Here is a 24895-nt window from a genome sequence, read left to right on the forward strand (position 1 = left end):
TCTTCCCCCTCCCCTCCAAGCAAGGGAATCGCCGTGACACATCTCAGCGTCGAGATGCTCGCAGCGGATGCGACCGAGCCGATCACCTCGGCCGGTCACGCCCAGCTGGGCATCGCCGTCCTGGCCGGCATAGCCGTCATCGTCCTGCTCATCACCAAGTTCAAGCTGCACGCCTTCCTGTCGCTGATCATCGGCTCGCTGGTGCTCGGCGCGGTGGCCGGTGCGCCGCTCGACAAGGCCATCACCAGCTTCTCGACGGGCCTGGGCACGACGGTCGCGGGCACGGGCGTGCTGATCGCGCTCGGTGCGATCCTCGGCAAGCTGCTCGCCGACTCCGGCGGCGCGGACCAGATCGTCGACACGATCCTGGCGAAGGCGAGCCGCCGGACCATGCCCTGGGCGATGGTGCTGATCGCCGGGATCGTCGGGCTGCCGATCTTCTTCGAGGTCGGGATCGTGCTGCTGATCCCGGTGGTGCTGCTGGTCGCCAAGCGCGGCAACTTCTCGCTGATGCGGATCGGCATCCCGGCGCTGGCCGGCCTGTCCGTCATGCACGGGCTGATCCCGCCGCACCCGGGGCCGCTGGTGGCGATCGACGCGGTCGGCGCGAACCTCGGGGTGACCCTCGCGCTCGGTGTGGTCGTCGCGATCCCGACGGCGATCATCGCCGGCCCGCTCTTCTCCCGCTACGCGGCCCGGTGGGTGGACATCCGCCCGCCGGAGAAGATGGTGCCGGAGCGCGCCTCGGACGACCTGGAGAAGCGGCCCGGCTTCGGGATCACCGTGGCCACCGTGCTGCTGCCGGTCGTGATGATGCTGGCCAAGGCGCTGGTGGACGTCGTGATCGACGATCCCGCGGCCGGCGCGCAGCGGGTCTTCGACGTCGTCGGCTCGCCGCTGATCGCGCTGCTGACCGCCGTCGTCGTCGCGATGTTCACGCTCGGCCGGGCGGCCGGCTTCACCCGCGGCCGGATCGCCGTCACCGTCGAGAAGTCGCTCGCCCCGATCGCCGGGGTGCTGCTGATCGTCGGCGCGGGCGGCGGCTTCAAGCAGACGCTGGTGGACGCCGGCGTCGGCCAGATGATCCTGGACGTCTCCAAGGGCTGGCATCTGTCCACCCTGCTGCTGGCCTGGCTGATCGCGGTCACCATCCGGCTCGCGACCGGCTCCGCGACGGTGGCCACCATCTCCGCCGCCGGGCTCGTCGCCCCGCTGGCCGCAGACATGAGCACCACGCACGGCGCGCTGCTGGTGCTGGCCATCGGCTGTGGCTCGCTGTTCTTCAGCCATGTCAACGACGCCGGGTTCTGGCTGGTCAAGGAGTACTTCGGGATGAGCGTCGGCCAGACGCTGAAGACCTGGTCGGTGATGGAGACGCTGATCTCGGTCGTCGGCATCATCTGCGTGCTGCTGCTCTCCCTGGTCCTCTGACGGACCGTCAGCGACCTTCCGGGCGGCACCGGCCGCCCCGGGCGCCGCACCCCCCTCAGGCGCCCGTTCCCGGCACGAGGCCGTACCCGCGGAATCCCGCGGGTGCGGCCTCGTGCGCATCGGATCAGCGGGTCTGCGCGGCCGGTTCACCGAGGTAGGTGGCCAGGGCGGCGCGGACCTGCTCGGTGGCGTCCTCGGCCGGTGCGGCGAGCGCGAGGTAGCCGTCGGGGCGGATGAGCAGGGCGGCGGGGCCGGCGCCGTAGGCGTCGCGGACGTGGCTGTCGGTGTCGATCAGGTCGGGCGCCGGGCCGCCGACGCGGACGACCCGCAGCAGCGCCGGGTCGGCGGGCAGCGCGGCCTCGTCCACCGCGGCACCGCCGAGGGCGAGCAGGGTGAAGTGCGGGCCCCGGTACGAGTCGAAGAGCCGGACCGGCTTGCCGTCGGGGGTGTGGCAGGGCGCGTCGGGCGCCCGGTCGCCGGCCCGCAGCGCGCCCTCGGGCAGGTCCGTCCGCAGCTCCCGGGTCAGCGGGCTGTCGGGGTAGCCGATGTCGAGCTGGTGCAGATCCCGGCCGCGGCGCAGGGAGCGGTTGGTGTGCAGCCGGGTGCTGGTCTCCAGGATGCGGGCGGCGATCGGGCGGCGCTCGGCCTCGTAGGTGTCGAGCAGGGCGTCGGGCGCGCCGTGCCGCAGCACCTGGCCGAGCTTCCAGCCGAGGTTGTAGGCGTCCTGGACGCTGGTGTTCAGGCCCTGGCCGCCGGCCGGGGAGTGGACGTGCGCGGCGTCGCCGGCCAGGAAGACCCGTCCGGTGCGGAAGGTGTCGGCCATGCCGGCGCGGGGCCGGTAGACCGAGGACCACAGGACCTCGCCGAGCTGCTCGGCGGACAGGTGGGTGTGCCGGGCGAGCGCGGCGCGGACCACCTCGGGCGTCGCGTCCGGTACGTCGGTGAACGCGACGACGAAGGTCTGGAAGTAGTCGGTGCCGGCGAGCGGGAGGGCCATCACGAAGCCGCCGTTCGGCAGCATCCAGCGGTGCCAGTGGTCGCGGTCGAGGCCCTCGATCCGGAGGTCCGCGAGCAGCGCGGCGCCCTCCGGCAGCGACGGGCCGCTCATCTTGGTGCCCAGGGCGCGGCGCACGGTGCTGCGCCCGCCGTCGGCGGCGACGAGGTAGCCGGCGCGAACGGTGTGCAGCGTGCCGCCGGGGAGCCGGAGCCGGGCGGTCACACCGTCCGCGTCCTGGCCGAACTCGGTGAGTTCGGTGCCGAGCAGCACGCTGCCGCCGAGCTGGCAGAGCCGCTCGTGCAGCAGCTGCACGGTGCGGAACTGCGGCACCATCAGGGTGTCCGACCAGGGCGCGGCGGGCGTCGGGTCGACCCGCTCGACCATGGTGTGGGTCTCGGTGATCCGCCCGTCCTTCCAGAGGGCCACCTGCGGGTAGGGCTCGCCGACCGCCCGTATGGCGTCCAGCAGGCCGAGGTCGTCGTAGACCTCCTGGGTGCGCGGCTGGAGTCCGGTGCCGCGGGCGCCGGGGGAGAGGCGGTCCTGCCGCTCGACGAGCAGGGCGCGCACGCCGCGCCGGGCGAGGTCGATGCCGAGGGCGAGGCCGGTCGGGCCCGCGCCGGCGATCAGTACGTCGACATCCGTGGGGAGAGAGCCGGTAACGCCGTCCCGCACATCCATGCCGTCCTTAACGCTGTTAAGTTCCATGGTTCAGAGAATGGCCTTAACGGTGTTAAGTTGTCAACATGGTTGCGCGCATCGATCGGAAACAGGTGGTGGACACCGCCCTGCGGCTGCTGAACGAGGTGGGTCTCGACGGGCTCGCCCTGCGCCGCATCGCCAAGGAGCTCAACGTCCAGGCCCCCGCGCTGTACTGGCACTTCAAGAACAAGCAGGAACTGCTGGACGAGATGGCCACCGAGATCTTCCGGCGGATGACGGAAACCCTGGTGCGCCCGGACTCGGTGACCCTCGGCGACACCTGGCAGGACGTCCTGTGCACCAGCTGCCGGACGCTGCGCACCGCGCTGCTCGGCTACCGCGACGGCGGCAAGGTCTTCAGCGGCACACGGATGACGGACGAGAGTTACGCGGCGCCGCTCGACCACCTGCTGAACCGGTTCGTCGCGGACGGATTCACGCTCGGCGAGGCGGCGCGGGCGTGGTGGACCGCGTACAACTTCACCATCGGCCAGGTGATCGAGGAGCAGTCCGTCCACCCGGACCCGGGCGCGCCCGGGTTCCGCGACCCGGCCTACGACCTGGAGGGCCGCGAGCAGCGGCTCGGCGAACGCTATCCGCTCGCGGCGCTGGCGGGCCGGGAGATGTTCGGCGACCTCGGGCGGAACTTCGAGGCCGGGCTGCGGACCCTCGTCGCCGGGATCGAGGCCACCGGGTCCGGCGCCGCGCCGCGCGGCGGCCGCGAGCGCGACTGAGGGCCGGTCAATCCGGGCCGTAGGACGGTGAGTTGGCGGGCGTGGCGGCGAAAATCCTTTGCCGCCCGCGATCACCCCGTCGTACGGTCCGCGCATGCTGCCGCGTGTGGAGACCGACGACGAGTGGGACGCGGTCGTCCCGGACGAAGCGGTGATGCGGCCGGGCGCCGCCGCACTGTGCGAACGGCTGGGCCTCGGCGCCGTCGCCCTCACCCGCTACCCGGCCGGCTCCCGGCCCGTCTACGCCGTCGGCACCCGCTACGTCCTCAAACTCTTCCCCGCCGCCGGCGCCGAGGACGGCATCGCCGAGGCCCGGGTGCTGGCCCACCTCCAGGGCCGGCTGCCCGTCCCCACCCCGTACGTGCACGACGCAGGGGAGTACGGGAACGGCTGGCGCTACGTCCTGATGTCGCAGCTGCGCGGCACCGACCTGGCCCTGGCCTGGCCCCGCGTCCCGCGCGCCGACCAGGAGCGGATCGCCACCGAAGCCGGCGAGGTGCTGGCCGCCCTGCACGCCCTGGACCCGGCCCCGCTCGCCGACGTCCTGGGCCCCGGTGACTGGGGCGGCTTCCTCGGCCGGCAGCGCGGGACGGCCGTCGGCCGGCAGCGGGCCCACCGGCTCCCCGAGCCCTGGCTGGAGCAGATCCCCGACTTCCTGGCGTCCGTGCCGCTGCCCGCCCGGCCGCCCGGCGTCCTGCTGCACACCGAGTTCATGCGCCAGCACCTGACCGTCGACCCGTCGGACGACTGGCGGCTGACCGGGCTCCTCGACTTCGAACCCGCCATGATCGGCCCGCGCGCCTACGACTTCGTCGCCGTCGGCCTCTTCGTCTCCCGCGGCGACCCCCGGCTGCTGTCCCGCGTCCTCGCCGCCTACGGCGAGACCTTCGCACCGCGGGAACTGCTCGCCCTCACGCTGCTGCACAGGTGCAGCAACCTGCCGTGGTACCTCCGCGAGCTGCCCGCCCCACCCGAACCGACCCTGGAGTCACTCGCGGAGACCTGGTTCGGGGTGGGATGAGCCCGCAGCGACCGGCGCCCGCGCGGGCCGCGGGTCGATCGCCTGCCTCAGCCTCGGTGTCACCGGCCGCTCCACGAAGCGGTGCAGCAGCCACGCCAGCAGCAGCATCAGGCCCACGGTCAGCGGCAGCGTCGCGTACGAGGGCAGGCCGATGCCGTGGTGCAGGGCGCGGACGACGACCCAGCCCAGGTGCTCGTGGACGAGGTAGAAGGGGTACGTCAGGGCCCCGGCGACGGTCAGCCAGCGCCAGTTCGCCCACCGCAGCTTGCCCAGCGCGACCGCCGCGACCAGTGCGAAGCCGACCGTGACGACGGCGATGATGCCGGCCGTCGAGCGGTAGGAGAAGGCGGTGGCCGAGGGCGCGTGCCACAGTCCGGCGACCGCGTAGTGCTGCCCGATCAGCCAGCTGACCAGCACTATCACCCAGGCGATCGGATCGCGGGCGCCGTAGCGGTGCAGCAGGTACAGCCCGATGCCGCCGATGAAGAACGGGGCGTACTCCGGCATCAGCACGGTGTCGAGGAACGGCTCGTGCGCCGCCTGCGCGAGCGCGGCGGCCAGCGTCCAGCCCGCGCAGAACAGCACGACCCGGCCGCGGGTGGCGCCCGGCAGGACGACGCACAGCGCGAACAGCGCGTAGAACCGCATCTCGGCCCAGAGGGTCCAGCAGACACCGAGCACGCGGTGCACGCCGAGCGGCTGCTGAAGCATGGTGAGGTTCGTCAGCACCTCGCTGGGCGGCAGCGCCTTGTAGGCGACCCAGGGGAGCGCGAAGACCGCGGTGATCAGCAGGATCGCGGCCCAGTACGCCGGATAGAGGCGGGAGACGCGGCTGGCGACGAAGGCCCGCAGCGTCCGGCCCCAGCCGCTGAGGCAGATGACGAAACCGCTGATCACGAAGAAGATCTGGACGCCCAGGCAGCCGTAGGCGAACAGCGGGGCCGCCGTGGGGAACTGGTGGGCCGGGGAGTCGCCCCAGGCCCGGGCTATCTCGCCGCCGCGCCCCCCGTAGTGGTACGCGGCGACCATCAGGGCGGCGAGCAGCCGCAGCCCGTCGAGGGCGCGCAGCCGGGAGGACGCTCCACGGCTGCGCCCCACTATGACGGGCCCGCGGGCCGGGGGGACGCGATCCGGCGCGACGGAGGGCGCGCCGGTCGTCAGCGGCGAGGCGGTCATCCGAACACGGCCCGCTTCTTCAGCCGCCGCTGCACCGCCCGCGCCTGGCGCGCGACCCGGCGGACCGTGGCGTTGCGCGGGATGAACGACAGCTGGGACGGGATCGCGCCGGGCAGCGCCAGCGCGGTCAGCCGGCGGCGCTTGAAGTAGCGCCAGGTGTACGTGTCGAGGTGCGCCGCCAGATAGCGCTCGGCGGCCGGGCGGAGCTGCGGGCAGATCTGGTGCTGCATCGCGTAGCCCACCGCCGCGACCAGGCCCTCGACGCTCTCCGGGGAGGCGAGGGCACGCGGCTGCCCGGTGGTGTCGCCCAGGTCGGGGACCAGCGCGTCCACGAGCGTGACCGGGATGCGGTTGCTGTTCTGATACGGCGTCAGGCGCTCCAGCAGCAGCCCGGTGCCGGTGCGGGCGGTCGGCAGGCCGTAGAAGGTGGACGCGGTCAGCAGTGCGGTGGAGAAGCAGCCGACGACCAGCGCGGGCCGCATCCGCTGATAGAGCACCTCGGCGAGCACCGGGGTGTCCAGCACGGTCAGTGCGAGGTCCAGCTTCTCGGCCTCCCGCTCCAGCAGCCGCGACCAGCGGGCCGGCGCGGACGGATGCGGCTTGAAGACGATCTCGCGGTGGCCGCGCTCGACGGCGCCGCGCACCATCCGCACATGCAGCTCCTCTTCCTCCTCGGGGGTGAGGATGCCGAGCGCGGAGAGGTACTGGCCGAGCAGCAGCGCGCCGCCCTCGGGGACGTCCAACGGGCCGCTCACGTCCGCGAGTTCGGCGAGCACCGCGGTGAAGGCGTCGGTCGGCACCGTCTGCGTCGCGACGTCGAACTCGGTGAGCAGCAGCGGCTCCAGGCCCGGGACCAGGTCCAGGTGCAGCAGCCGGTTGATGCGGGTGCCGATGAGCGGGTCGAGCTTGTTGCGGGTGGGGCCGTAGCTCATCAGGCCGTCGGCGTAGACGTCGATCGGCGCGTCGGGGAAGAGCTGGGCGATCGCCAGGGCCGGGTTGACCTGGATGGACTCCAGGACCAGTTCGACGTGGTCGTCGCCCAGGCCCCACAGCAGCCGCAGGTGCCGCTCCCACAGCGGGGCGTCGCCCGAGCGCGGTGACCAGCCGCCGGGGTGGAACGGGCTGATCGTCTCGTTCCAGGACAGCACCCGGTCGAAGCGGCCGCGCAGCCGGTCGAAGCCGGGCATGGTGTCCAGCGACGCGGTGGTCTCCGGGGTCGTGGCGTTGTTGCTGAGCAGCAGCAGCCGGCGGTCAGCCGGTGCGAAGCAGTCGGCGTCCAGCGCGGCGGCGAGCGTCGCCGCGCCGTAGAGCGTGGACGCCACGAAGATCTGGGTACGCGGGCGGGTGGGCATCAGGCGGCGACCTCCGCCGGGGACGGGCGGCGGCGCAGTCGCCGCAGCCGGGACGCGCGCTGCACATCCATCGAATCGAGGGCTTCCTTCAGTACGTCCTGCGGCATGCGTTTCATGGCCCCCGCACTCATCGCGCGCAATTTACGGGCGACCTGCGGTTCGAAGCGTTCGATCGAACTCAGGTGGTGGGAAATGATCGCGCAATAGGTGCGCACCGCCTTGGGCAGCAACAATGCCGCATCCTGGTCCTGTGCGGTTTCCTCGATCACCTGATCGAAGGCGCGAATGAAATCCAATTGCCGGACATCGCCGATCTGCGTCAGCGACGACGCCACTCCGCGCCGGTAGAAAACACCGAGCAGCCCGACCACCGCCATGGACCGCGCCTCGCGGTGCAGCCGCCAGATCCACGGCCGGTCCTCCGCGGTGCGCAGCCCGTCCTTGAAGCGCAGCACCCCGTCGTCCAGCAGCCGGCGGTGGTACATGCCCGCCCAGGCGTAGGCGTAGTCGACGGAGGTGGAGCGGTCGGCGGGCAGGATGACCTCGCGCGGGTTCAGCACCACCCCGCGGCGGCCGTGCGGCACCCGGTGCACGGTGCGCGCCCGTGCGGTGCACTGCACATGATCGGTGCGCACGAAGTCGCACCCCAACTCCTCGATGGAGGACAGCAGTTCGCGGTAGTAGCCGGGGGCGAGCCAGTCGTCGCCGTCCAGGAAGGTGAGGTACTCGCCGCGGGCCGCGTCCAGGCCGGTGTTGCGCGCGGTGGCCAGACCGCCGTTCTTTTCGTGCCGCAGCACTCTGGCGCCCGGCAGCTCGCGTTCGGCCCGCGCGAGGATCTCCGGGGTCTCGTCGCGCGAACAGTCGTCGACGAGCAGGAATTCAAAGTCCTCGCGGGCGTTTGCCGCCAGGCTTTTCAGGGTGTCGGGCGCGTATGTCTGCACGTTGTAGAACGGCACGATGACGGAGAGCTTAACCACCCGGGTGACGTTAGGGGCGGAGCCGGCATTCGTCTTTACGCGATGCGGGCGCCGAGGTGAACGAAGAATGGCGGGATGGTTAACCAGGCCGGTTATCGGGCCGGTTCGCCATTCGTCGACCCGCTGTTAACCCTTTGTTGCGGCCCAGTTGGCCCGCCAAACGGAATGCCTTCCTAGCGTCTTCGACGTGCCATCACGTACCACTTCCTCGCCGCGGGTCGCCGTACTCGCCGACTCGGATACCCGGTGGAAATGGGGCGCTTTGACAGCGTACCGAATCCAACCGGACATCCGCCTCGACGGGTATCTGCTCCGCGGCCGCGCCACGCCCACGGTCCGCCAGCTCGACGAGGTCGGCGCCCGTGCGGACGCGCTGCGCGAAATCAGGGGCGTCGACTTCGTCCGGTCGATCGACCGCACGCGGTACGACGTCGTCGTGCTGGCCTGTGTCGGCGGCGCGGTGCAGGCGATGCTGCACGGCCTCGCCCACGCCTGGAGCACCGGGGCCGCCGCGGGCGGCCGCCGCCCCGTCGTCGTCACCGGCTACGTCGGCGTGGTCTACGAGAAGCTCGCCGACGGGCTGCTGCTGCGGCACGGCGCCGACGTCGTCCTCGCCAACTCCCGGCACGACGCGGACCGCTTCCGCGCCGTCTACCGGGGCGTCGGCGCCGACGGCGACAGCGTCGTCGAATGCGCCCTGCCGTTCCTCGGCGGCGCCCCGTACCAGGGCGGGAACGACCCCTGCACCGTGGTGTTCGCCGCCCAGCCCTCCGTCCCGGAGAGCCGCGCGGACCGGATGTACCTGCTCCGGCGCGCGGTCGAGCACGCCCGCAAGCACCCCGACCGCGAGGTGCTGATCAAGCTCCGCAGCAAGCCGGGCGAGCACACCACGCACATCGAGGAACTGCCCTACCAGAAGCTCGCCACCAAGATCCCCGGCGGACTGCCCGCCAACTGCCGTGCCGTGTACGGCAACATGGGCGAGGTCCTGGACCGCACCGACCTGCTGGTGACGGTCAGCTCGACCGCCGCCCTGGAGTCGCTGCACCGCGGCATCCCCACCGCCGTCCTCACCGACCTCGGCGTCCGCGAAACCCTGGGCAACCACCACTTCCTCGGCTCCGGCTGCCTGGCCTCCTGGGACGAGCTGGACGCCGGACACCGCCCGGACCCCGACCCGGACTGGCTCGCCCGGCAGGGCGTCGCCGCCGAAGGGGACTACGAGCGGGCCTTCGACGCGGCCCGCGACCGGGTCACCGCGCTGCGCGAGGCCCCGGCCCTGCCGCCGCTCACCCCCTACTACACACCCCGCACCGCCCCCGGCTACCTCCCCGGCATCCTCGCCCGGCACGGCCTGGACCCGCAGGGCGAGCCGCTGCCCGGCCACGCCGACGCCCCCGAGGAGACCGGCGGACTGCGCCGGATCGCCCGGGAGACCGTCCGCGAGGCCGCCCGCGGCGCCTACCGGCACGGCGTCCAGCGCGTCGCCCCCGCCATCCGCCGCTGGGGCCAGCTGTGACCCCGCCCGTTCCCGCTGCCCCCGGCCCGACGAAGGAGCCCGCTATGCCACCCACCGTTGTGGCCGTCATCCCCGCCCGCGGCGGATCCAAGGGCGTGCCCGCCAAGAACCTCGCCGCCGTCGGGGGCGTACCCCTGGTGGCCCGCGCGGTCCGTGAGTGCCGCGCCGCCCGCCTCGTCACCGACGTGGTGGTCTCCACCGACGACGCCGGGATCGCGGCCGCCGCCCGCGGCGCCGGAGCCGTCGTGGTCCGCCGCCCCGGTGACATCGCCGGCGACACCGCCACCAGCGAGGCCGCCGTCCTGCACGCCATGGACGCCTACGAGGCCCAGCAGGGCACCCCCGTCGACGCGGTGCTGCTGGTCCAGTGCACCAGCCCGTTCCTCACCTCCGAGGACATCGACGGGGTGGCCGCCGCGGTCGTCGAGGACGGCGCCGACAGCGCGCTGACCGTGGCCCCCTTCCACGGCTTCGTCTGGCGAGACGCCGACACGGCCGTCACCGACACGGCCACCGCCGCGGACGACGGCGGCTACGGCGTCAACCACGACAAGTCCTTCCGGCCGCGCCGCCAGGACCGCCCCCAGGACCTGCTGGAGACCGGCGCCGCCTACGCCATGGACGCGGCCGGCTTCCGCACCAACGGCCACCGCTTCTTCGGCCGCACCGAACTCGTCCGCACCGACCCGGCCCGGGTGCTGGAGATCGACGACCCGCACGATCTCGCCCGCGCCCGTGCCCTCGCGCCGCTGCTGGACGCCACCCGCCCCGGCGCGCTGCCCACCCGCGACGACATCGACGCGGTGGTGCTCGACTTCGACGGCACCCAGACCGACGACCGGGTGCTGGTCGACTCCGACGGACGGGAGATCGTCGCGGTGCACCGCGGCGACGGCCTCGGCATCGCCGCGCTGCGCAAGGCGGAGCTGAAGCTGCTGATCCTCTCCACGGAGACCAACCCGGTCGTCGCCGCACGGGCCCGCAAGCTGCGGGTGCCCGTCCTGCACGGCATCGACCGCAAGGACCTCGCCCTCAAGCAGTGGTGCGAGGAAGCGGGCATCGCGCCCGAGCGCGTGCTCTACGTCGGCAACGACGTCAACGACCTGCCGTGCTTCGACCTCGTCGGCTGGCCCGTGGCGGTCGCCGGGGCGCACGACGTGGTGCGCGGCGCGGCCCGCGCGGTCACCGCGACACCCGGAGGCAGCGGCGCGATCCGCGAGATCGCGGCCTGGCTCCTGGGCCCGTCCCTGTAACCCCCACCCGCCCGTCCCTGTAACGCCCACCCCGAATCCCCCCCGCACACCCCTTGTCAACACGAAGGAACCTCCCCATGAGCAGCAACTTCCGTCTCCGCAAGCTCGGCGACCGCGAGGCCGGCCCCGGCCGCCCCGTCTACGTCACCGGTGAGATCGGCATCAACCACAACGGTGACCTGGAGAACGCCTTCGCGCTGATCGACGCCGCCGCCGACGCCGGCTGCGACGCGGTGAAGTTCCAGAAGCGGACCCCGGAGATCTGCACCCCGCGCGACCAGTGGGACATCGAGCGCGACACCCCCTGGGGCCGGATGACCTACATCGACTACCGCCACCGCGTGGAGTTCGACGAGGACGGCTACCGCGCCATCGACGAGTACTGCAAGAAGCGCGGCATCGCGTGGTTCGCCTCCCCCTGGGACGTCGAGTCCGTCGCCTTCCTGGAGAAGTTCGACGTGCCCTGCTACAAGGTCGCCTCCGCCTCGCTCACCGACGACGAGCTGCTGCGTGCGATGCGCGCCACCGGCCGCACCGTCATCCTCTCCACCGGCATGTCGACGCCGAAGCAGATCCGCCACGCGGTCGAGGTCCTGGGCAGCGAGAACATCCTGCTGTGCCACGCGACCAGCACCTACCCGGCCAAGGCCGAGGAGCTCAACCTGCGCATGATCAACACCCTGCAGGACGAGTACCCGAACGTCCCGATCGGCTACAGCGGCCACGAGACCGGCCTGCAGACCACCCTCGCCGCGGTCGCCCTCGGCGCCACCTTCATCGAGCGCCACATCACCCTCGACCGCGCCATGTGGGGCTCCGACCAGGCCGCCTCCGTCGAGCCCGGCGGCCTGTCCCGCCTGGTCCGCGACATCCGCACCATCGAGGAGTCCCTCGGTGACGGCGTCAAGAAGGTCTACGAGTCCGAGCTCGGCCCGATGAAGAAGCTCCGCCGGGTCGCCGGTGTGGTCGCCGAGGCCGAGGCCACGGGCGCCGAGCCGGCCACCGTCTGAGACCGGCCCACGAGCCGACGGGAGCCAAGGTGAGCTCACCCGAGGGGACCCGCGCCGAGCCCGTCACGCCCGGCGCCGGGGTCCCGCCCCAGGAGACGACGGGTACTCCCGCCCGTCGTCTCCTGGGGGTGCCGCGGCAGCGCAACCGCACCGCACCCGCCGGGGGCCGGCCCGCCGCCCCGGGCACCGGCACCCTCGCCTTCGTCGAGAGCCCGGTGCAGCTGCTGAACGTCCTGGAATGGGCGCACTCGGCGGACCTGGGCCACGGCCCCGAGTCCGCCGGCCGCGGCGAACCGGCACCCAGCTCGCTCACCGTCGTCGTGCTCTCCCCGCACGACCCGATGACCCGCGGCCAGTTGCGCCGGATGGCGGAACTCGCCCGCGACGAGGGCCACACGGTGCGCTGGGAGGAGGCCCGGGGCGGCCCGACCGCCCCGATGCGCACCGTCGGCGGCCTCACCCCGCTGCTGCGCCGGGCCCGCCGGATCGTCATCGGCGACCCGTTCTCCCGCTACGTCCAGCTGCTGCTGACCCTCACCCGGGCGCGCGACCTGGTCGTGGTCGACGACGGCACCGCCACCATGGAGTTCATCTCCCAACTCGCCCGCGGGGAGCGGCTGGTGCGCTGGCACCGGCACGGCAGCGGGCGCGGCGCCCGGGACCTGGTCTTCGCACCGTTCTCGGCCACCGCCCGCCGCCGGCTCACCCCCGCGCCCGAAGGCGGCCGGCGCACCGTCGGGCTGTTCAGCTCGATGCCCGTCGACGCCCCGCCGGGCGTACGGGTCACCACCAACGACTTCGCGTGGACCCGGACCCGCTTCGGTCCGCCCCGCGTGATGGGCGCCGCCGACATCGTCGGCACCTCGCTGGTCGAGACCGGCGTGGTGGACCCCGACCGCTACCTGGACGCGGTCCTCGCCCTGGCCCGTACGCACGGCGCCACCCGCTACTTCGCGCACCGCCGGGAGAGCACCGAGAAGCTGCACCGGCTCGCCGCGGAGACCGGCCTGGAGATCGTCCGGCCCGACCTGCCGCTCGAACTGATCGCCCGGCGCGGCCCGATCGGCCGGCTGATCGTCAGCTTCCCCTCCACCGTCGTGCACACCCTGCCGCTCGCCCTGCTGGGTACAGGGGTGAGGGTCGCGGTCTGTGACATCGATCCGCAGTGGCTGACGGCCCATGCCTCCCCGCGCGCCCAGGGCTTCCTCGACGGGGTCACCGGCACCGCCCGTGACGTGCAACGACTGCCGTTCACCCAGCGGATGGCGGCCGGTTGACCGCTGCGCAAAGCTCTACTTCATACCCCTCCCATAAACCGTCCATGCGCCGAGCGGCCTAGATGTTCTTCCCCTAACGGGCTGAACTTTTGTTGATCGAGGGACAGTTGCCCCTTCGGTGGCCGTAACCTTCAACAGGTGAACCAACTGATGTCCCGCGATACCGGCGCCGCTCGCACCCCCGCCGGGGACCAGCTCCCCGGCACGCTCCCCGAGGCGCTGCGCGCCGAACTCAGCCTCTTCCGGCGCGACTTGCACATGCACCCCGAGCTGGGCAACCAGGAGTTCCGGACCACCGCGGCGCTCAAGGAACGGCTGGAGCAGGCGGGTCTGCACCCGCGCGTACTGTCCACCGGCACGGGCCTGATGTGCGACATCGGTACGGACGACGCGGCGACCGGCGGCCCGGGCGTCGCCCTCGACCCCACCCGCCCGCTGCTGGCGCTGCGCGCGGACATCGACGGCCTGCCCATCCCGGACACCAAGACCGTCCCCTACCGCTCCCAGGTCCCCGGCCGCGCCCACGCCTGCGGCCACGACGTGCACACCACCGTCGTCCTCGGCGCCGGCCTGGTCCTCGCCGAGCTGGCCCGCGCCGGCGCCCTGCCCGGCCCGGTGCGGCTGCTCTTCCAGCCCGCCGAGGAGGTCCTGCCCGGCGGCGCCGCCGACGCGATCGAGTCGGGCGTCCTGGAGGGCGTCGGCCGGATCCTCGCGGTGCACTGCGACCCGCGGGTCGACGCCGGCCGGATCGGGCTGCGTACCGGAGCGATCACCTCCGCCTGCGACCGGCTGGAGGTCGGCCTGGACGGGGCCGGCGGCCACACCGCGCGCCCGCACCTGACCACCGACATGGTCACCGCCGCCTCCCGGGTCGCCCTGGACGTCCCGGCGCTGCTGTCCCGCCGGGTCGACGCCCGGGCCGGCCTCGCCGTCACCTGGGGCCGGCTGGAGACCGGCCACGCCTGCAACGTCATCCCGCAGCACGCCGAGCTGTCCGGCACCGTCCGCTGCCTCGACATCGCCGCCTGGCGCCAGGCCCCCGACCTGGTGCACGCCGCGATCGACGAGATCGCCACCCTGCACGGCGCCAAGTCGCAGATCAACTACGTCCGCGGGGTGCCCCCGGTGGTCAACGAGGCGGGCTCGGTCCAGCTCCTGCACTCCGCGATGGCCGCCCGCCGCGGCGAGGGCGCCGTCGAGAGCACCGAACAGTCCCTCGGCGGCGAGGACTTTTCCTGGTACCTGGAACACGTCCCCGGCGCCATGGCCCGCCTCGGCGTCCACCCGCCCGCCGACCCGGTCCGCCGCGACCTGCACCGCGGCGACTTCGACGTCGACGAGCAGGCGATCAAGGTCGGCGTCGAACTCTTCACCGCGGCGGCGCTGCTCTCCGGAGACCTTCTCCCGTAGGGGCACGCGGGGCCCGGGCCCCGCGGGCGGCCCGACCCCGGCGCGCGAGCGCCGGCGAGCTTCCCGGGTGCCGCGATTTCCGGCCACGTACCCGGCTGCCGGCTCACCGCCGGAGCCGCCGGGTGCCGTCTCACCGGCCGCCCGGGCCTCCTCGGTGCGATCTTGAACGTCGCACCGGAGGCCGGGGCGCCGGCCGCATCACGATCAAGGCCCTGAGAGACAAATCGATAACGTCCACACAGTGGAGGGTTTTCCGCCAGGTCTACGCGCGTTAATCTCCGACAAGTCAGCGCCAAAGGTGGCGCTACGAGTCGAAGGGGCCCTCGTGCACCGGGTATCCAAGATCGTTGCCGCGGGCATTGCCACCGCGGCCCTCACACTCTCCCTGAGCGCCTGTGGCGAGTCGTCCACCGAGTCCGGCGGCAAGGACAAGGGCGTCGGCCTCGCCTTTGACGTCGGCGGCCGGGACGACCACTCGTTCAACGAGGCGGCGGCTCGTGGCGTGGACAAGGCCCAGAAGGACTTCGGTGTGAAGTCCAAGATGATGACCGCCAAGAACGGCGAGACCGAGGCGGACCGCGAGCAGCGCCTGTCCTCGCTGGCCGAGGCGGGATACAACCCCGTCATCGGTGTCGGCTTCAACTACGGCAAGTCCGTCAACAAGGTCGCCAAGCAGTTCCCGAAGACCACCTTCGGCGTCGTTGACTCCCCCTCCCAGGCCAAGAACGTCTACGGCATGGTCTTCGCCGAGAACGAGGCTTCCTACCTCGCCGGTGTCGCCGCCACGCTGAAGAGCAAGACCCACAAGGTCGGCTTCATCGGCGGTGTGAACAACGCGCTGATCCAGAAGTTCCAGGCCGGCTTCGAGCAGGGCGTCAAGGACACCGACCCGAAGACGAAGGTCACCTCCGAGTACCTCTACGCCAACGACGACAAGGGCTTCAACGACCCGGCCGCCGCGAAGGGCAAGGCCAAGGGCATGCTCGACGCCGGCATCGACGTGATCTACACCGCGGCCGGCCAGTCCGGCAACGGCTCGATCGAGACCGTCGCCGGCAAGAAGGGCACCTGGGCGATCGGCGTCGACTCCGACCAGTACCTGCAGCCGGGCCTGGCCCAGTACAAGAACTCGATCCTCACGTCGGTCATGAAGAACGTCGACGTGGCGGTGTACGACCTGGTCAAGAGCGTGCACGACAAGAAGCCGCTGACCGGCAACAAGAGCTACACGCTCAAGGACGACGGTGTGCGGCTGTCCACGTCGGGCGGCTTCATCAAGGACATCCAGGCCAAGATCGACGCGGCCAAGAAGAAGATCGCGTCGGGCCAGGTGAAGGTCAGCGACACCCCCGCCAAGCAGTAGGGTCTCCCCAGCCCGGCGCGACGGCCACCCGCCGCCGCGCCGGGCCGTTCGCCGGATCGCCCCGGCAGGTTTTCGGCTTTTTTCGGCGTCAACACTACGCGCGTAGCGCGGAGTTGGCGCGATATCTTCACCTCCCCGCTCCTTCGTACCACTCCCTGTCCCCCGAGGAGAGTGCGCCATCAAAGCGTCCAGCAGCCCCCAGGCAGACAGCGCCCCCGCCGCGGCACCGGCGGTGGAACTCCGCGGGATCACCAAGCGGTTCCCGGGAGTCGTCGCCAACCACGACATCGACATCACCATCCACCGCGGCACCGTGCACGCGCTGGTCGGCGAGAACGGCGCGGGCAAGTCCACGCTGATGAAGATCCTCTACGGCATGCAGAAGCCGGACGAGGGCACCATCGGCATCGACGGCGACCAGGTCAGCTTCCACAGCCCGGCCGACGCCATCGCCCGCGGCATCGGCATGGTGCACCAGCACTTCATGCTCGCCGAGAACCTCACCGTCCTGGAGAACGTCGTTCTCGGCGGTGAGAAACTGCACGGCATCGGCGCCAAGGCCCGCGCCGAGATCCTCAAGATCTCCGACCGCTACGGCCTCGGTGTCCGCCCCGACGTCCTCGTCGAGGACCTCGGCGTCGCCGACCGCCAGCGCGTGGAGATCCTCAAGGTCCTCTACCGCGGCGCCCGCACGCTCATCCTCGACGAGCCGACCGCGGTGCTGGTCCCGCAGGAGGTCGACGCGCTCTTCGACAACCTGCGCGAACTCAAGGCCGAGGGCCTGACCGTCATCTTCATCTCCCACAAGCTGGGCGAGGTGCTCTCGGTCGCCGACGACATCACCGTCATCCGGCGCGGCACCACCGTGGCCTCCGTCGTTCCCGGCGAGACCACGCCCAAGCAGCTCGCCGAGCTGATGGTCGGCAGCGAGCTGCCGTCGCCGCAGACCCGCGAGTCCACCGTCACGGACGTGGAGATGCTGAAGGTCGAAGGGCTGAGGCTGACCACCGCCGATGCGGAGGGGGTGGAGCGCACCGTCCTGGAGGACGTGTCGCTGACCATCCACAAGGGCGAGGTCCTGGGCATCGCGGGGGTGGAGGGCAACGGCCAGGCCGAACTGGTCGAGGCGATCATGGGGATGCGCGACCCCGACAGCGGCATCATCACGCTGGACGGCACCGACATCAGCCACCTGCCCACCCGCACCCGGCGCGAGGACGGCATCGGCTACATCCCCGAGGACCGCCACCGGCACGGCCTGCTGCTGGAGGCCCCCCTGTGGGAGAACCGCATCCTGGGCCACGTCACCCAGAAGCCCAACGCCAAGGGCCGGCTGCTCGACCTGAAGGCCGCCCGCGCGGACACCGAGCGGATCGTCGCCGAGTACGACGTCCGCACCCCCGGCATCGAGGTCACCGCGGCCTCGCTCTCCGGCGGCAACCAGCAGAAGCTGATCTTCGGCCGTGAGATGAGCCACCACCCCAAACTGCTGATCGCCGCGCACCCCACCCGGGGCGTGGACGTCGGCGCCCAGGCGCAGATCTGGGACCAGATCCGTACCGCCCGCCACGAGGGTCTCGCCGTACTGCTGATCTCCGCCGACCTGGACGAGCTGATCGGCCTGTCCGATTGCCTGCGGGTGATGTACCGCGGCCGGCTCGTCGCGGACGCGGACCCCGCCACCATCACCCCTGAGGAGCTGGGCTCGGCCATGACCGGCGCCGCCAGCGGCCATCTCACGCATTCCGACAACGACTCCGCCGCGGAGCAGGAGCCGCGCTCGTCCCAGGAGGGGGAGTCCGAGTGAAGAAGATCGACAAGAACAAGCTGATCCTGGGCATCGCCGCGCCCGTCCTGGCGATCGTCGCGGCGCTGGCCATCACCTCGGTGATCATCCTGGCCACCGGCAAGGACCCGATCCACGCCTACCTGGTGATGGCCGACTTCGGCTCCAAGAGCGACAGCCAGGTCTGGATCATCAACAAGGCGGTCCCCTACTACCTGTCCGCGCTGGCCGTCGCCATCGGCTTCCGGATGAACCTCTTCAACATCGGCGTCGACGGCCAGTACCGCATCGCGGCGTTCTTCGCCGCGGTGGTCGGCGGTGCGCTGACCCTCCCCGGCTTCCTCCAGATCCCGGTCATCATCATCGTCGCGATGCTGGTCGGCTCGGTCTGGGCAGGCATCGCGGGTCTGCTGAAGACCACCCGCGGCGTCAGCGAGGTGATCACCACGATCATGCTGAACGCCATCGCGGCCGCGGTCATCGGCTACTTCCTCCAGGACGGCCGGCTCGCGGTCAAGGACGGCAACCTCTTCCACACGCCGAACCTCCCGGCCTCCAGCCACTTCTTCACCATCCCCACCCAGCCCGCTCCCCTCGACGGCTTCCTCGTCATCGCCGTGGTCGTCGGCTTCGTGTACTGGTTCGTGCTCAACCGCACCCGCTTCGGCTTCGACCTCCGCACGGTCGGCCAGTCCGAGTCCGCGGCCGAGGCGGGCGGCGTCAGCGTCAAGCGGATGATCGTCACCTCGATGCTGCTGTCCGGCGCCGCGGCGGGCCTGATCGGCATGCCCACGCTGCTCGGCTCCTCGTACAACTACGGCACCGACTTCCCCATCGGCATCGGCTTCACCGGCATCGCCATCGCGCTGCTGGGCCGGAACCACCCGCTCGGGATGGCCGCCGCCGCGCTGCTGTGGGGCTTCCTCGAGCGCACCGGCACCCAGCTCGAATTCGAGGACTACCAGCAGGAGATCGTCGGCGTGATGCAGGGCGTCATCGTGCTGTGCGTCGTCGTCGCCTACGAACTCGTACGGCGCTACGGCCTCAGACTCCAGCAGCGGCAGGTCGGCGCGGAGCTCGCCGCCCAGGCCCGTAAGACCGAGAAGGCGGAGGTGTCCTCGTGAGTACGAACCTCACGGCTCCGGTCGACCAGAGCCCCCACCACCACAAGCCCAAGGCATCCCGGGCCAAGCTCAGCTACCCCAAGGTCCTGCTGATCATCTCGGGCAGCCTGATCCTGCTGTCCCTGCTGCGGGTGATCACCGGCGCCAACAACCTGACCGAATCCGGCCAGTACACCGCCGCGCTCAACGCCGCCGTGCCGATCGGCCTGGCCGGCCTCGGCGGTCTGTGGTCCGAGCGCTCCGGCGTCATCAACATCGGCCTCGAAGGCATGATGATGCTGGGCGCCTTCTCCGCGGGCGCGGTCGGCTGGCAGCACGGCCCCTGGGCCGCGGCGGCGGCCGGAATCGTCGGCGGCGCGCTCGGCGGACTGCTGCACGCCGTCGTCACCGTCACCTTCGGCGTCGACCACATCATCTCCGGCGTCGCCATCAACATCATGGCGCTCGGCCTGACCCAGTTCCTCGCCAAGCTGTGGTTCGGCGCGGACGGCAGCGCGGCGGCGGCCGCCGGCGGCAACGACAAGCAGTCGCCACCGATGCCCGACATGCCGACGTTCACCGTGCCCGGTCTGTCCGACTGGCTCTACTCCGTCGAGCAGCACCACTGGTTCCTGGTCTCCGACGTGGCCGGCATCCTCGGCTCCCTGGTCACCAACGTCTCCTGGCTGACCCTGCTGACCGCCGTCGTCTTCGTGCTCAGCTTCTTCGTCCTGTGGCGTTCCGCCTTCGGCCTGCGGCTGCGCTCCTGCGGCGAGGGCCCGATCGCGGCCGAGTCGCTGGGCGTCAACGTCTACCGCTACAAGTACGCGGCGGTGATCGTCTCCGGCGCGCTGGCCGGCCTCGGCGGCGCGTTCCTCGCGATCTACGTGCACATCTACCAGGACGGCCAGACCGGCGGCCGCGGCTACATCGGCCTCGCCACCATGATCTTCGGCAACTGGCGGCCGGGCGGCGTCGCCATGGGCGCCGGCTTGTTCGGCTTCATGGACGCGCTCCAGCTGCGCGGCGGCGGCCCCACCGTCCACGCGCTGCTGCTCCTGCTCGCCGTGCTGCTGGTCGGCCTGGCGGTGTGGAAGCTGCGCGCCGGGCAGCGCCCCCAGGCCGTGATCAGCCTGGTCGTCGCCGTGCTGCTCGCCGCCTGGTACGCCACCACCGACACGGTCCCGCTGGAGATCGTCGGTGTCGCCCCGTACATCGCCACGCTGCTGGTGCTCTCGCTGGCTTCGCAACGACTGCGGCCCCCGAAGGCCATCGGCAAGATCTACCGGAGAGGCCAGGGCAAGTGAGCACCACTCCCGACTGGGAGTCGCTGCGGGCGCAGGCCCGGGACGCGATGTCCCGGGCCTACGCCCCGTACTCCGGCTACCCCGTCGGGGCCGCCGCCCTCGTGGACGACGGCCGCACGGTCACCGGCTGCAACGTGGAGAACGCCTCGTACGGCCTCGCCCTGTGCGCCGAATGCGGCCTGATCTCCGCCCTGTTCGCCACCGGCGGCGGCCGCCTCACGGCCTTCACCTGCGTCGACGGCGCCGGCGACCTGCTGGTCCCCTGCGGCCGCTGCCGCCAACTCCTGCACGAGCACGGCGGCCCGGACCTCCTGGTCGACACGAGTGCCGGCGTCCGCCCGCTCTCCGAGCTGCTGCCGGACGCCTTCGGCCCCCACCACCTCACCCGCTGACCACGGGCGGCGCCCGCTGCCGCTGACCACGCGCGGTGCCTGCCGCCGCTGACCGCCGGCGGCGCCTGCCGTCGGCGGCCTCCGGTGGCGCCTGCCGCCGGCGGCCCCCGGAACGCCCTGGCCTCCCCTCACGTTGTGGTCTGCAAGGGGCGTTCGCGTCCCCTACGGGATGCGAACGCCCGCCCCTTACGTGCCGTGCCTGCCGTCTGCCGGCCCGCCCTGGCCACCCCGGCGTCTATGCGTGTAGAACGGACCTACCCGTTCGAAAGGAACCGTCCATGGACGCCATCTCCGTCATCCGTACCAAGCGCGACCGCGGCGAACTGACCCCCGATCAGATCGACTGGGTCATCGACGCCTACACCCGCGGCGAGGTCGCCCACGAGCAGATGTCGTCCCTGGCGATGGCCATCTTCCTCAACGGGATGAACCGCAAGGAGATCGCCCGCTGGACCGCGGCCATGATCGCCTCCGGTGAGCGCATGGACTTCTCCTCGCTGCCCCGCCCCACCGCCGACAAGCACTCCACCGGCGGCGTCGGCGACAAGATCACCCTGCCGCTCGCCCCGCTCGTCGCCGCCTGCGGCGCCGCCGTCCCGCAGCTCTCCGGCCGGGGCCTGGGCCACACCGGCGGCACCCTCGACAAGCTGGAGTCCATCCCCGGCTGGCGCGCGACCCTCTCCAACGCCGAGATGCTGGACGTGCTGCGCGACGTCGGCTCCGTCATCTGCGCCGCCGGCGACGGCCTCGCCCCCGCCGACAAGAAGCTCTACGCCCTCCGCGACGTCACCGCCACCGTCGAGTCCATCCCGCTCATCGCCTCCTCGATCATGTCCAAGAAGATCGCCGAGGGCACCGGCTCCCTCGTCCTGGACGTCAAGGTCGGCTCCGGCGCCTTCATGAAGCACCTCGACGACGCCCGCGAACTCGCCTCCACCATGGTCGGGTTGGGCACCGACCACGGCGTCCGCACGGTCGCCCTGCTCACCGACATGGCCACCCCCCTCGGCCGGACCGCGGGCAACGCCCTCGAAGTACGGGAATCCGTCGAGGTGCTGGCCGGCGGCGGCCCCCAGGACGTCATCGACCTCACCCTCGCGCTGGCCCGCGAAATGCTTGACGCGGCCGGCCTCAAGGACGCCGACCCGGCCAAGGCGCTCGCCGACGGCTCCGCCATGGACCACTGGCGCCGCATGATCACCGCGCAGGGCGGCGACCCCGACGCGGCCCTCCCCGTCGCCCGTGAGCAGCACACCGTCACCGCCTCCGCCACCGGCACCCTCACCACCCTCGATGCCTACGCCGTCGGCCTCGCCGCCTGGCGTCTGGGCGCCGGCCGGGCCCGCAAGGAGGACCCGGTCCAGGCCGCCGCCGGCATCGAACTCCACGCCAAGCCCGGCGACCGCGTCACCGCCGGCCAGCCCCTGCTCACCCTGCACACCGACACCCCCGAGAAGCTCCCCTACGCCCTCCAGGCCCTCGACGGCGGCGTCCTCGTCGGCCCCGCCGACGCCACCTTCGTGGCGGGCCCCGTGGTGCTGGAACGTATCGGCTGACCTGCGGTTTCCTCGTACGGGTGAACGGGACCGGCGGATTGCCGCCGGTCCCGTTCGGGCATGGTGGGACCGGTCCCGCACGGACGACGAAGGGCCCGCCCCACCAGGACAGGTGGCGGGGCGGGCCCTTCGCGCTGAGGGGGTGTTACGCGGCCCTCTCCAGGTGGAGCAGCCGGCGTTCGGTCATCGCCTTGCGGGTGGCGTACAGGGTGATCGACGCGGCGCCGAGCATCGCCGCGAGGCCGAGCAGCACGGTGCCCTCCCAGCCGACCGCGTGGAAGGCCGCGGCGCCCAGTGCACCACCCAGGCTGCTGCCGACGTAGTACGCGCACTGGTAGAGCGCCGACGCCTGGGCGCGGGCCGTCTTGGCGGTGCGGCTGACCGAGGACGAGGCGACCGCGTGGCCCGCGAAGAAGCCGGCGGTGATCAGGACGAGGCCCGCCAGCACCGCGCCCACCGAGTCGGCCAGGCTCAGCAGCAGGCCCGTCGAGGTGGTGCCCACGGCCAGGTAGAGGGCGCCCCGGCGGCCCACCCGGGCCACCAGCTTGCCGGCCGCGGCCGAGGAGACCGTACCGACCAGGTAGATCACGAAGATCGAACCGACGATGCCCTGCGGCAGGTTGAACGGCTCGGCGACCAGGCGGTAGCCGATGACCGTGTAGACCGCGCCGAAGACCGTCATGAACAGCGCGCCGATGCCGTACAGCCGGCGCAGCAGCGGGTCGGCGAGGTGGCCGCCGAGCGTACGGGCCAGCGCCCGCGGGCCCACCGCACGCGGGGCGAAGTGCCGGGCCCTGGGCACCAGCAGCCGGAACGTCACCGCGCACACCACGGCCAGCATGCCGACCGCGCCCAGCGCGGCCCGCCAGCCCCATGCCTGGGCGACCCAGCCGGTCACGATCCGGCCGGACATGCCGCCGATGCTGTTGCCCGCCACGAACAGTCCGATGGCCGCCACCAGCGCCTTGGCGCGTACCTCCTCGGCCAGGAACGCCATCGCCGAGGCCGGCAGCCCGGCCAGCGCGACACCCTGGACGGCGCGCAGCGCGATCAGTACGCCGAGGGACGGCGCGAACGGCACCACCAGCGCGATCAGCGCGGCCACCGAGAGGGACGCCGTCATCAGCGCGCGCCGCCCGAACCGCTCGGAGACCGCGCTCAGCGGGATCACCCCGAGCGCCAGCCCGAAGGTCGCCGCCGACACCGTCCAGCTGGCCTGGTCCGGGCTCACCCGGAGGTCGGTGGAGATCGCCGGCAGCAGTGCCTGCGTCGAGTACAGCAGGGCGAAGGTGGCCACTCCGGCGGCGAAGAGGGCGAAGCTCATCCGGCGGTAACCGGGCCCGCCGGGCCGCAGCTTGCCGGCCTCGGGATCGGGCGCGGCGGCGGAGGAAGAAGAGTCTGTGGACGACGAGGGAGAGGCGGCCGCACGGTCGGTGACGGACGCCCCGGTATCAGCGGGAGGCATGCTTCGAAGGTAGAGCGCCGGTTTTCATGCGTCCAATGCATGGAAACTGCATAATCAATGCTGTGATGCATGATCGCAGGTCGCCGGGGTCCCTGTTGCAGCTTCGCAACAGAAAAGACATGTCGGAATCTTCCTGGGCGCTGACGCTGGCACCGCGGCTGGCCCAGTTCGAGGCCGTGGCCCGCCACGAGCACGTGACCCGCGCCGCGCAGGAGCTGGGGATGCCCCAGTCGACGCTGAGCCGCGCCATCGTCCGGCTGGAGGAGGACCTCGGCGTCGCCCTCTTCGCCCGGCACGGCCGGACCCTCTCCCTCAGCCCCGCCGGCCGCACCTTCCTCTCCTCCGTCGAACGCGCGCTGGCAGACGTCGAACGCGCCACCGAGTCCGTCCGCGCGGACGTCGACCCGGAGGCCGGCAAGGTCGCCTTCGGATTCCTGCACACGCTCGGATCGGAGACCGTACCGGGCCTGCTGCGCACCTTCCGTGCCGACCACCCCAAGGTCCGCTTCCAGCTCGTCCAGAACTACGGCGAGGCAATGATCGAACGGCTCCGCGCCGGCGACCTCGACCTGTGCCTGACCTCCCCCGTCCCGGACTACCCCGACCTGGTCGCCCGCCGGCTCGACGAACAGAAACTCCGCCTGGTCGTACCGGAGGACCACCGGCTGGCCACCCGCAAACGGATCCGCCTCGTCGAGGCCGCCGACGAACTGTTCGTCACCCTCGAACCGGGCTACGGCCTGCGTCGCATCACCGACGCCCTGTGCACCGAGGCGGGGTTCACCCCGAAGGTCGCGTTCGAGGGCGAGGAGGCCGAGACCCTCCGCGGCCTGGTCGCCGCCGGCCTGGGCGTCGCCCTCCTGCCCCCACCCGCCGTACCCCGCCCCGGCGTCGTGGAACTGACCGTCACCGCCCCCCGCGCCGTCCGCGAGATCGGCGTCGCCTGGCTCGACGGCCACGTGGACACACCCCCGGTGGCCGCCTTCAAAAAATTCCTCCTGAGCCGCCGCGGCGAACTGCTGTCCTGAGGGCCCGCCTTGGCCGCCCGTCGCTGCGGTCGGTGCCGG

Annotated in this window: 20 protein-coding genes; 15 read left to right on the plus strand and 5 right to left on the minus strand. The window is 72.0% G+C overall.

Annotated elements, in window-relative coordinates:
• Positions 1-33: 33 nt before the first annotated feature.
• Positions 34-1431: a GntT/GntP/DsdX family permease gene (locus tag OO62_RS23510; protein WP_033269544.1), complete on the plus strand. Its 1398-nt coding sequence runs from the start codon at positions 34-36 to the stop codon at positions 1429-1431.
• 124 nt (positions 1432-1555) lie between these two features.
• On the opposite strand, the gene OO62_RS23515 is transcribed toward OO62_RS23510, so the two are convergent.
• Positions 1556-3133, minus strand: a complete 1578-nt coding sequence (locus tag OO62_RS23515) for an FAD-dependent monooxygenase (protein ID WP_063739048.1) — start codon at positions 3131-3133, stop codon at positions 1556-1558.
• Between the two features lie 38 nt (positions 3134-3171).
• Here OO62_RS23515 and OO62_RS23520 point away from each other — a divergent pair, with 38 nt between their 5' ends.
• Positions 3172-3861 carry a TetR/AcrR family transcriptional regulator C-terminal domain-containing protein gene (locus OO62_RS23520; protein ID WP_033269546.1) on the plus strand — a complete coding sequence of 230 codons (690 nt, stop codon included), beginning with the start codon at positions 3172-3174 and terminating at the stop codon, positions 3859-3861.
• 94 nt (positions 3862-3955) lie between these two features.
• Entirely contained in the window at positions 3956-4882 is a 927-nt protein-coding gene (locus OO62_RS23525) for an aminoglycoside phosphotransferase family protein (RefSeq protein WP_033269609.1), read from the plus strand.
• Here OO62_RS23525 and OO62_RS23530 read toward each other — a convergent pair.
• The 3 genes from OO62_RS23530 to OO62_RS23540 are packed head-to-tail and all read right to left on the minus strand — an operon-like array spanning position 4850 to position 8387.
• Complete coding sequence (locus OO62_RS23530; RefSeq protein ID WP_051733543.1) at positions 4850-6058, minus strand: acyltransferase family protein; 1209 nt, start codon at positions 6056-6058, stop codon at positions 4850-4852. The genes OO62_RS23525 and OO62_RS23530 overlap by 33 nt on opposite strands.
• Positions 6055-7410 (minus strand): polysialyltransferase family glycosyltransferase, encoded by a 1356-nt coding sequence (locus tag OO62_RS23535; protein ID WP_033269547.1) that lies wholly within the window; start codon positions 7408-7410, stop codon positions 6055-6057. The genes OO62_RS23530 and OO62_RS23535 overlap by 4 nt, the downstream gene beginning before the upstream one ends.
• Positions 7410-8387, minus strand: a complete 978-nt coding sequence (locus OO62_RS23540) for a glycosyltransferase family 2 protein (RefSeq protein ID WP_033269548.1) — start codon at positions 8385-8387, stop codon at positions 7410-7412. The genes OO62_RS23535 and OO62_RS23540 overlap by 1 nt, the downstream gene beginning before the upstream one ends.
• A gap of 187 nt (positions 8388-8574) precedes the next feature.
• On the opposite strand from OO62_RS23540, the gene OO62_RS23545 reads away from it, so the two are divergent.
• The 11 genes from OO62_RS23545 (at position 8575) to OO62_RS23595 (ending at position 22363) form a co-directional block, all read left to right on the plus strand.
• Positions 8575-9906: a DUF6716 putative glycosyltransferase gene (locus tag OO62_RS23545; RefSeq protein ID WP_078617328.1), complete on the plus strand. Its 1332-nt coding sequence runs from the start codon at positions 8575-8577 to the stop codon at positions 9904-9906.
• Between the two features lie 44 nt (positions 9907-9950).
• Positions 9951-11159 carry an acylneuraminate cytidylyltransferase gene (locus OO62_RS23550; RefSeq protein ID WP_033269550.1) on the plus strand — a complete coding sequence of 403 codons (1209 nt, stop codon included), beginning with the start codon at positions 9951-9953 and terminating at the stop codon, positions 11157-11159.
• Positions 11160-11236: 77 nt separating this feature from the next.
• Positions 11237-12169, plus strand: coding sequence for an N-acetylneuraminate synthase family protein (locus OO62_RS23555; RefSeq protein ID WP_033269551.1), 933 nt, complete (start codon positions 11237-11239; stop codon positions 12167-12169).
• Positions 12170-12297: 128 nt separating this feature from the next.
• Positions 12298-13446 (plus strand): hypothetical protein, encoded by a 1149-nt coding sequence (locus OO62_RS23560; protein WP_381567509.1) that lies wholly within the window; start codon positions 12298-12300, stop codon positions 13444-13446.
• 150 nt (positions 13447-13596) lie between these two features.
• On the plus strand, positions 13597-14856 hold the full coding sequence (locus OO62_RS23565) for an amidohydrolase (protein ID WP_033269553.1): 1260 nt from the start codon (positions 13597-13599) through the stop codon (positions 14854-14856).
• 325 nt (positions 14857-15181) lie between these two features.
• Positions 15182-16219 carry a BMP family lipoprotein gene (locus OO62_RS23570; protein WP_033269554.1) on the plus strand — a complete coding sequence of 346 codons (1038 nt, stop codon included), beginning with the start codon at positions 15182-15184 and terminating at the stop codon, positions 16217-16219.
• Positions 16220-16397: 178 nt separating this feature from the next.
• Positions 16398-18026, plus strand: a complete 1629-nt coding sequence (locus tag OO62_RS23575; RefSeq protein ID WP_228332661.1) for an ABC transporter ATP-binding protein — start codon at positions 16398-16400, stop codon at positions 18024-18026.
• A complete protein-coding gene (locus tag OO62_RS23580; RefSeq protein WP_033269556.1) occupies positions 18023-19129 on the plus strand; it encodes an ABC transporter permease in 1107 nt (368 codons plus the stop codon). Before OO62_RS23575 ends, OO62_RS23580 begins: the two co-directional genes overlap by 4 nt.
• A complete protein-coding gene (locus tag OO62_RS23585; protein WP_033269557.1) occupies positions 19126-20415 on the plus strand; it encodes an ABC transporter permease in 1290 nt (429 codons plus the stop codon). The genes OO62_RS23580 and OO62_RS23585 overlap by 4 nt, the downstream gene beginning before the upstream one ends.
• A complete protein-coding gene (locus OO62_RS23590; RefSeq protein ID WP_033269558.1) occupies positions 20412-20807 on the plus strand; it encodes a cytidine deaminase in 396 nt (131 codons plus the stop codon). Before OO62_RS23585 ends, OO62_RS23590 begins: the two co-directional genes overlap by 4 nt.
• Positions 20808-21085: 278 nt before the next feature.
• Positions 21086-22363 (plus strand): thymidine phosphorylase, encoded by a 1278-nt coding sequence (locus OO62_RS23595; protein WP_033269559.1) that lies wholly within the window; start codon positions 21086-21088, stop codon positions 22361-22363.
• A 145-nt stretch (positions 22364-22508) separates the two neighbouring features.
• On the opposite strand, the gene OO62_RS23600 is transcribed toward OO62_RS23595, so the two are convergent.
• The gene (locus OO62_RS23600; RefSeq protein WP_033269560.1) at positions 22509-23828 is read right to left on the minus strand and encodes an MFS transporter; all 1320 of its coding nucleotides are present in this window, start codon (positions 23826-23828) and stop codon (positions 22509-22511) included.
• Between the two features lie 119 nt (positions 23829-23947).
• Between OO62_RS23600 and OO62_RS23605 the strand changes: the two genes are divergently transcribed.
• A complete protein-coding gene (locus tag OO62_RS23605) occupies positions 23948-24856 on the plus strand; it encodes a LysR family transcriptional regulator (protein WP_033269561.1) in 909 nt (302 codons plus the stop codon).
• The last annotated feature ends 39 nt before the right edge of the window (positions 24857-24895 follow it).

Source organism: Streptomyces lydicus (assembly GCF_000717345.1).
In the GTDB taxonomy this organism is placed as follows: Bacteria; Actinomycetota; Actinomycetes; order Streptomycetales; family Streptomycetaceae; genus Streptomyces; species Streptomyces lydicus.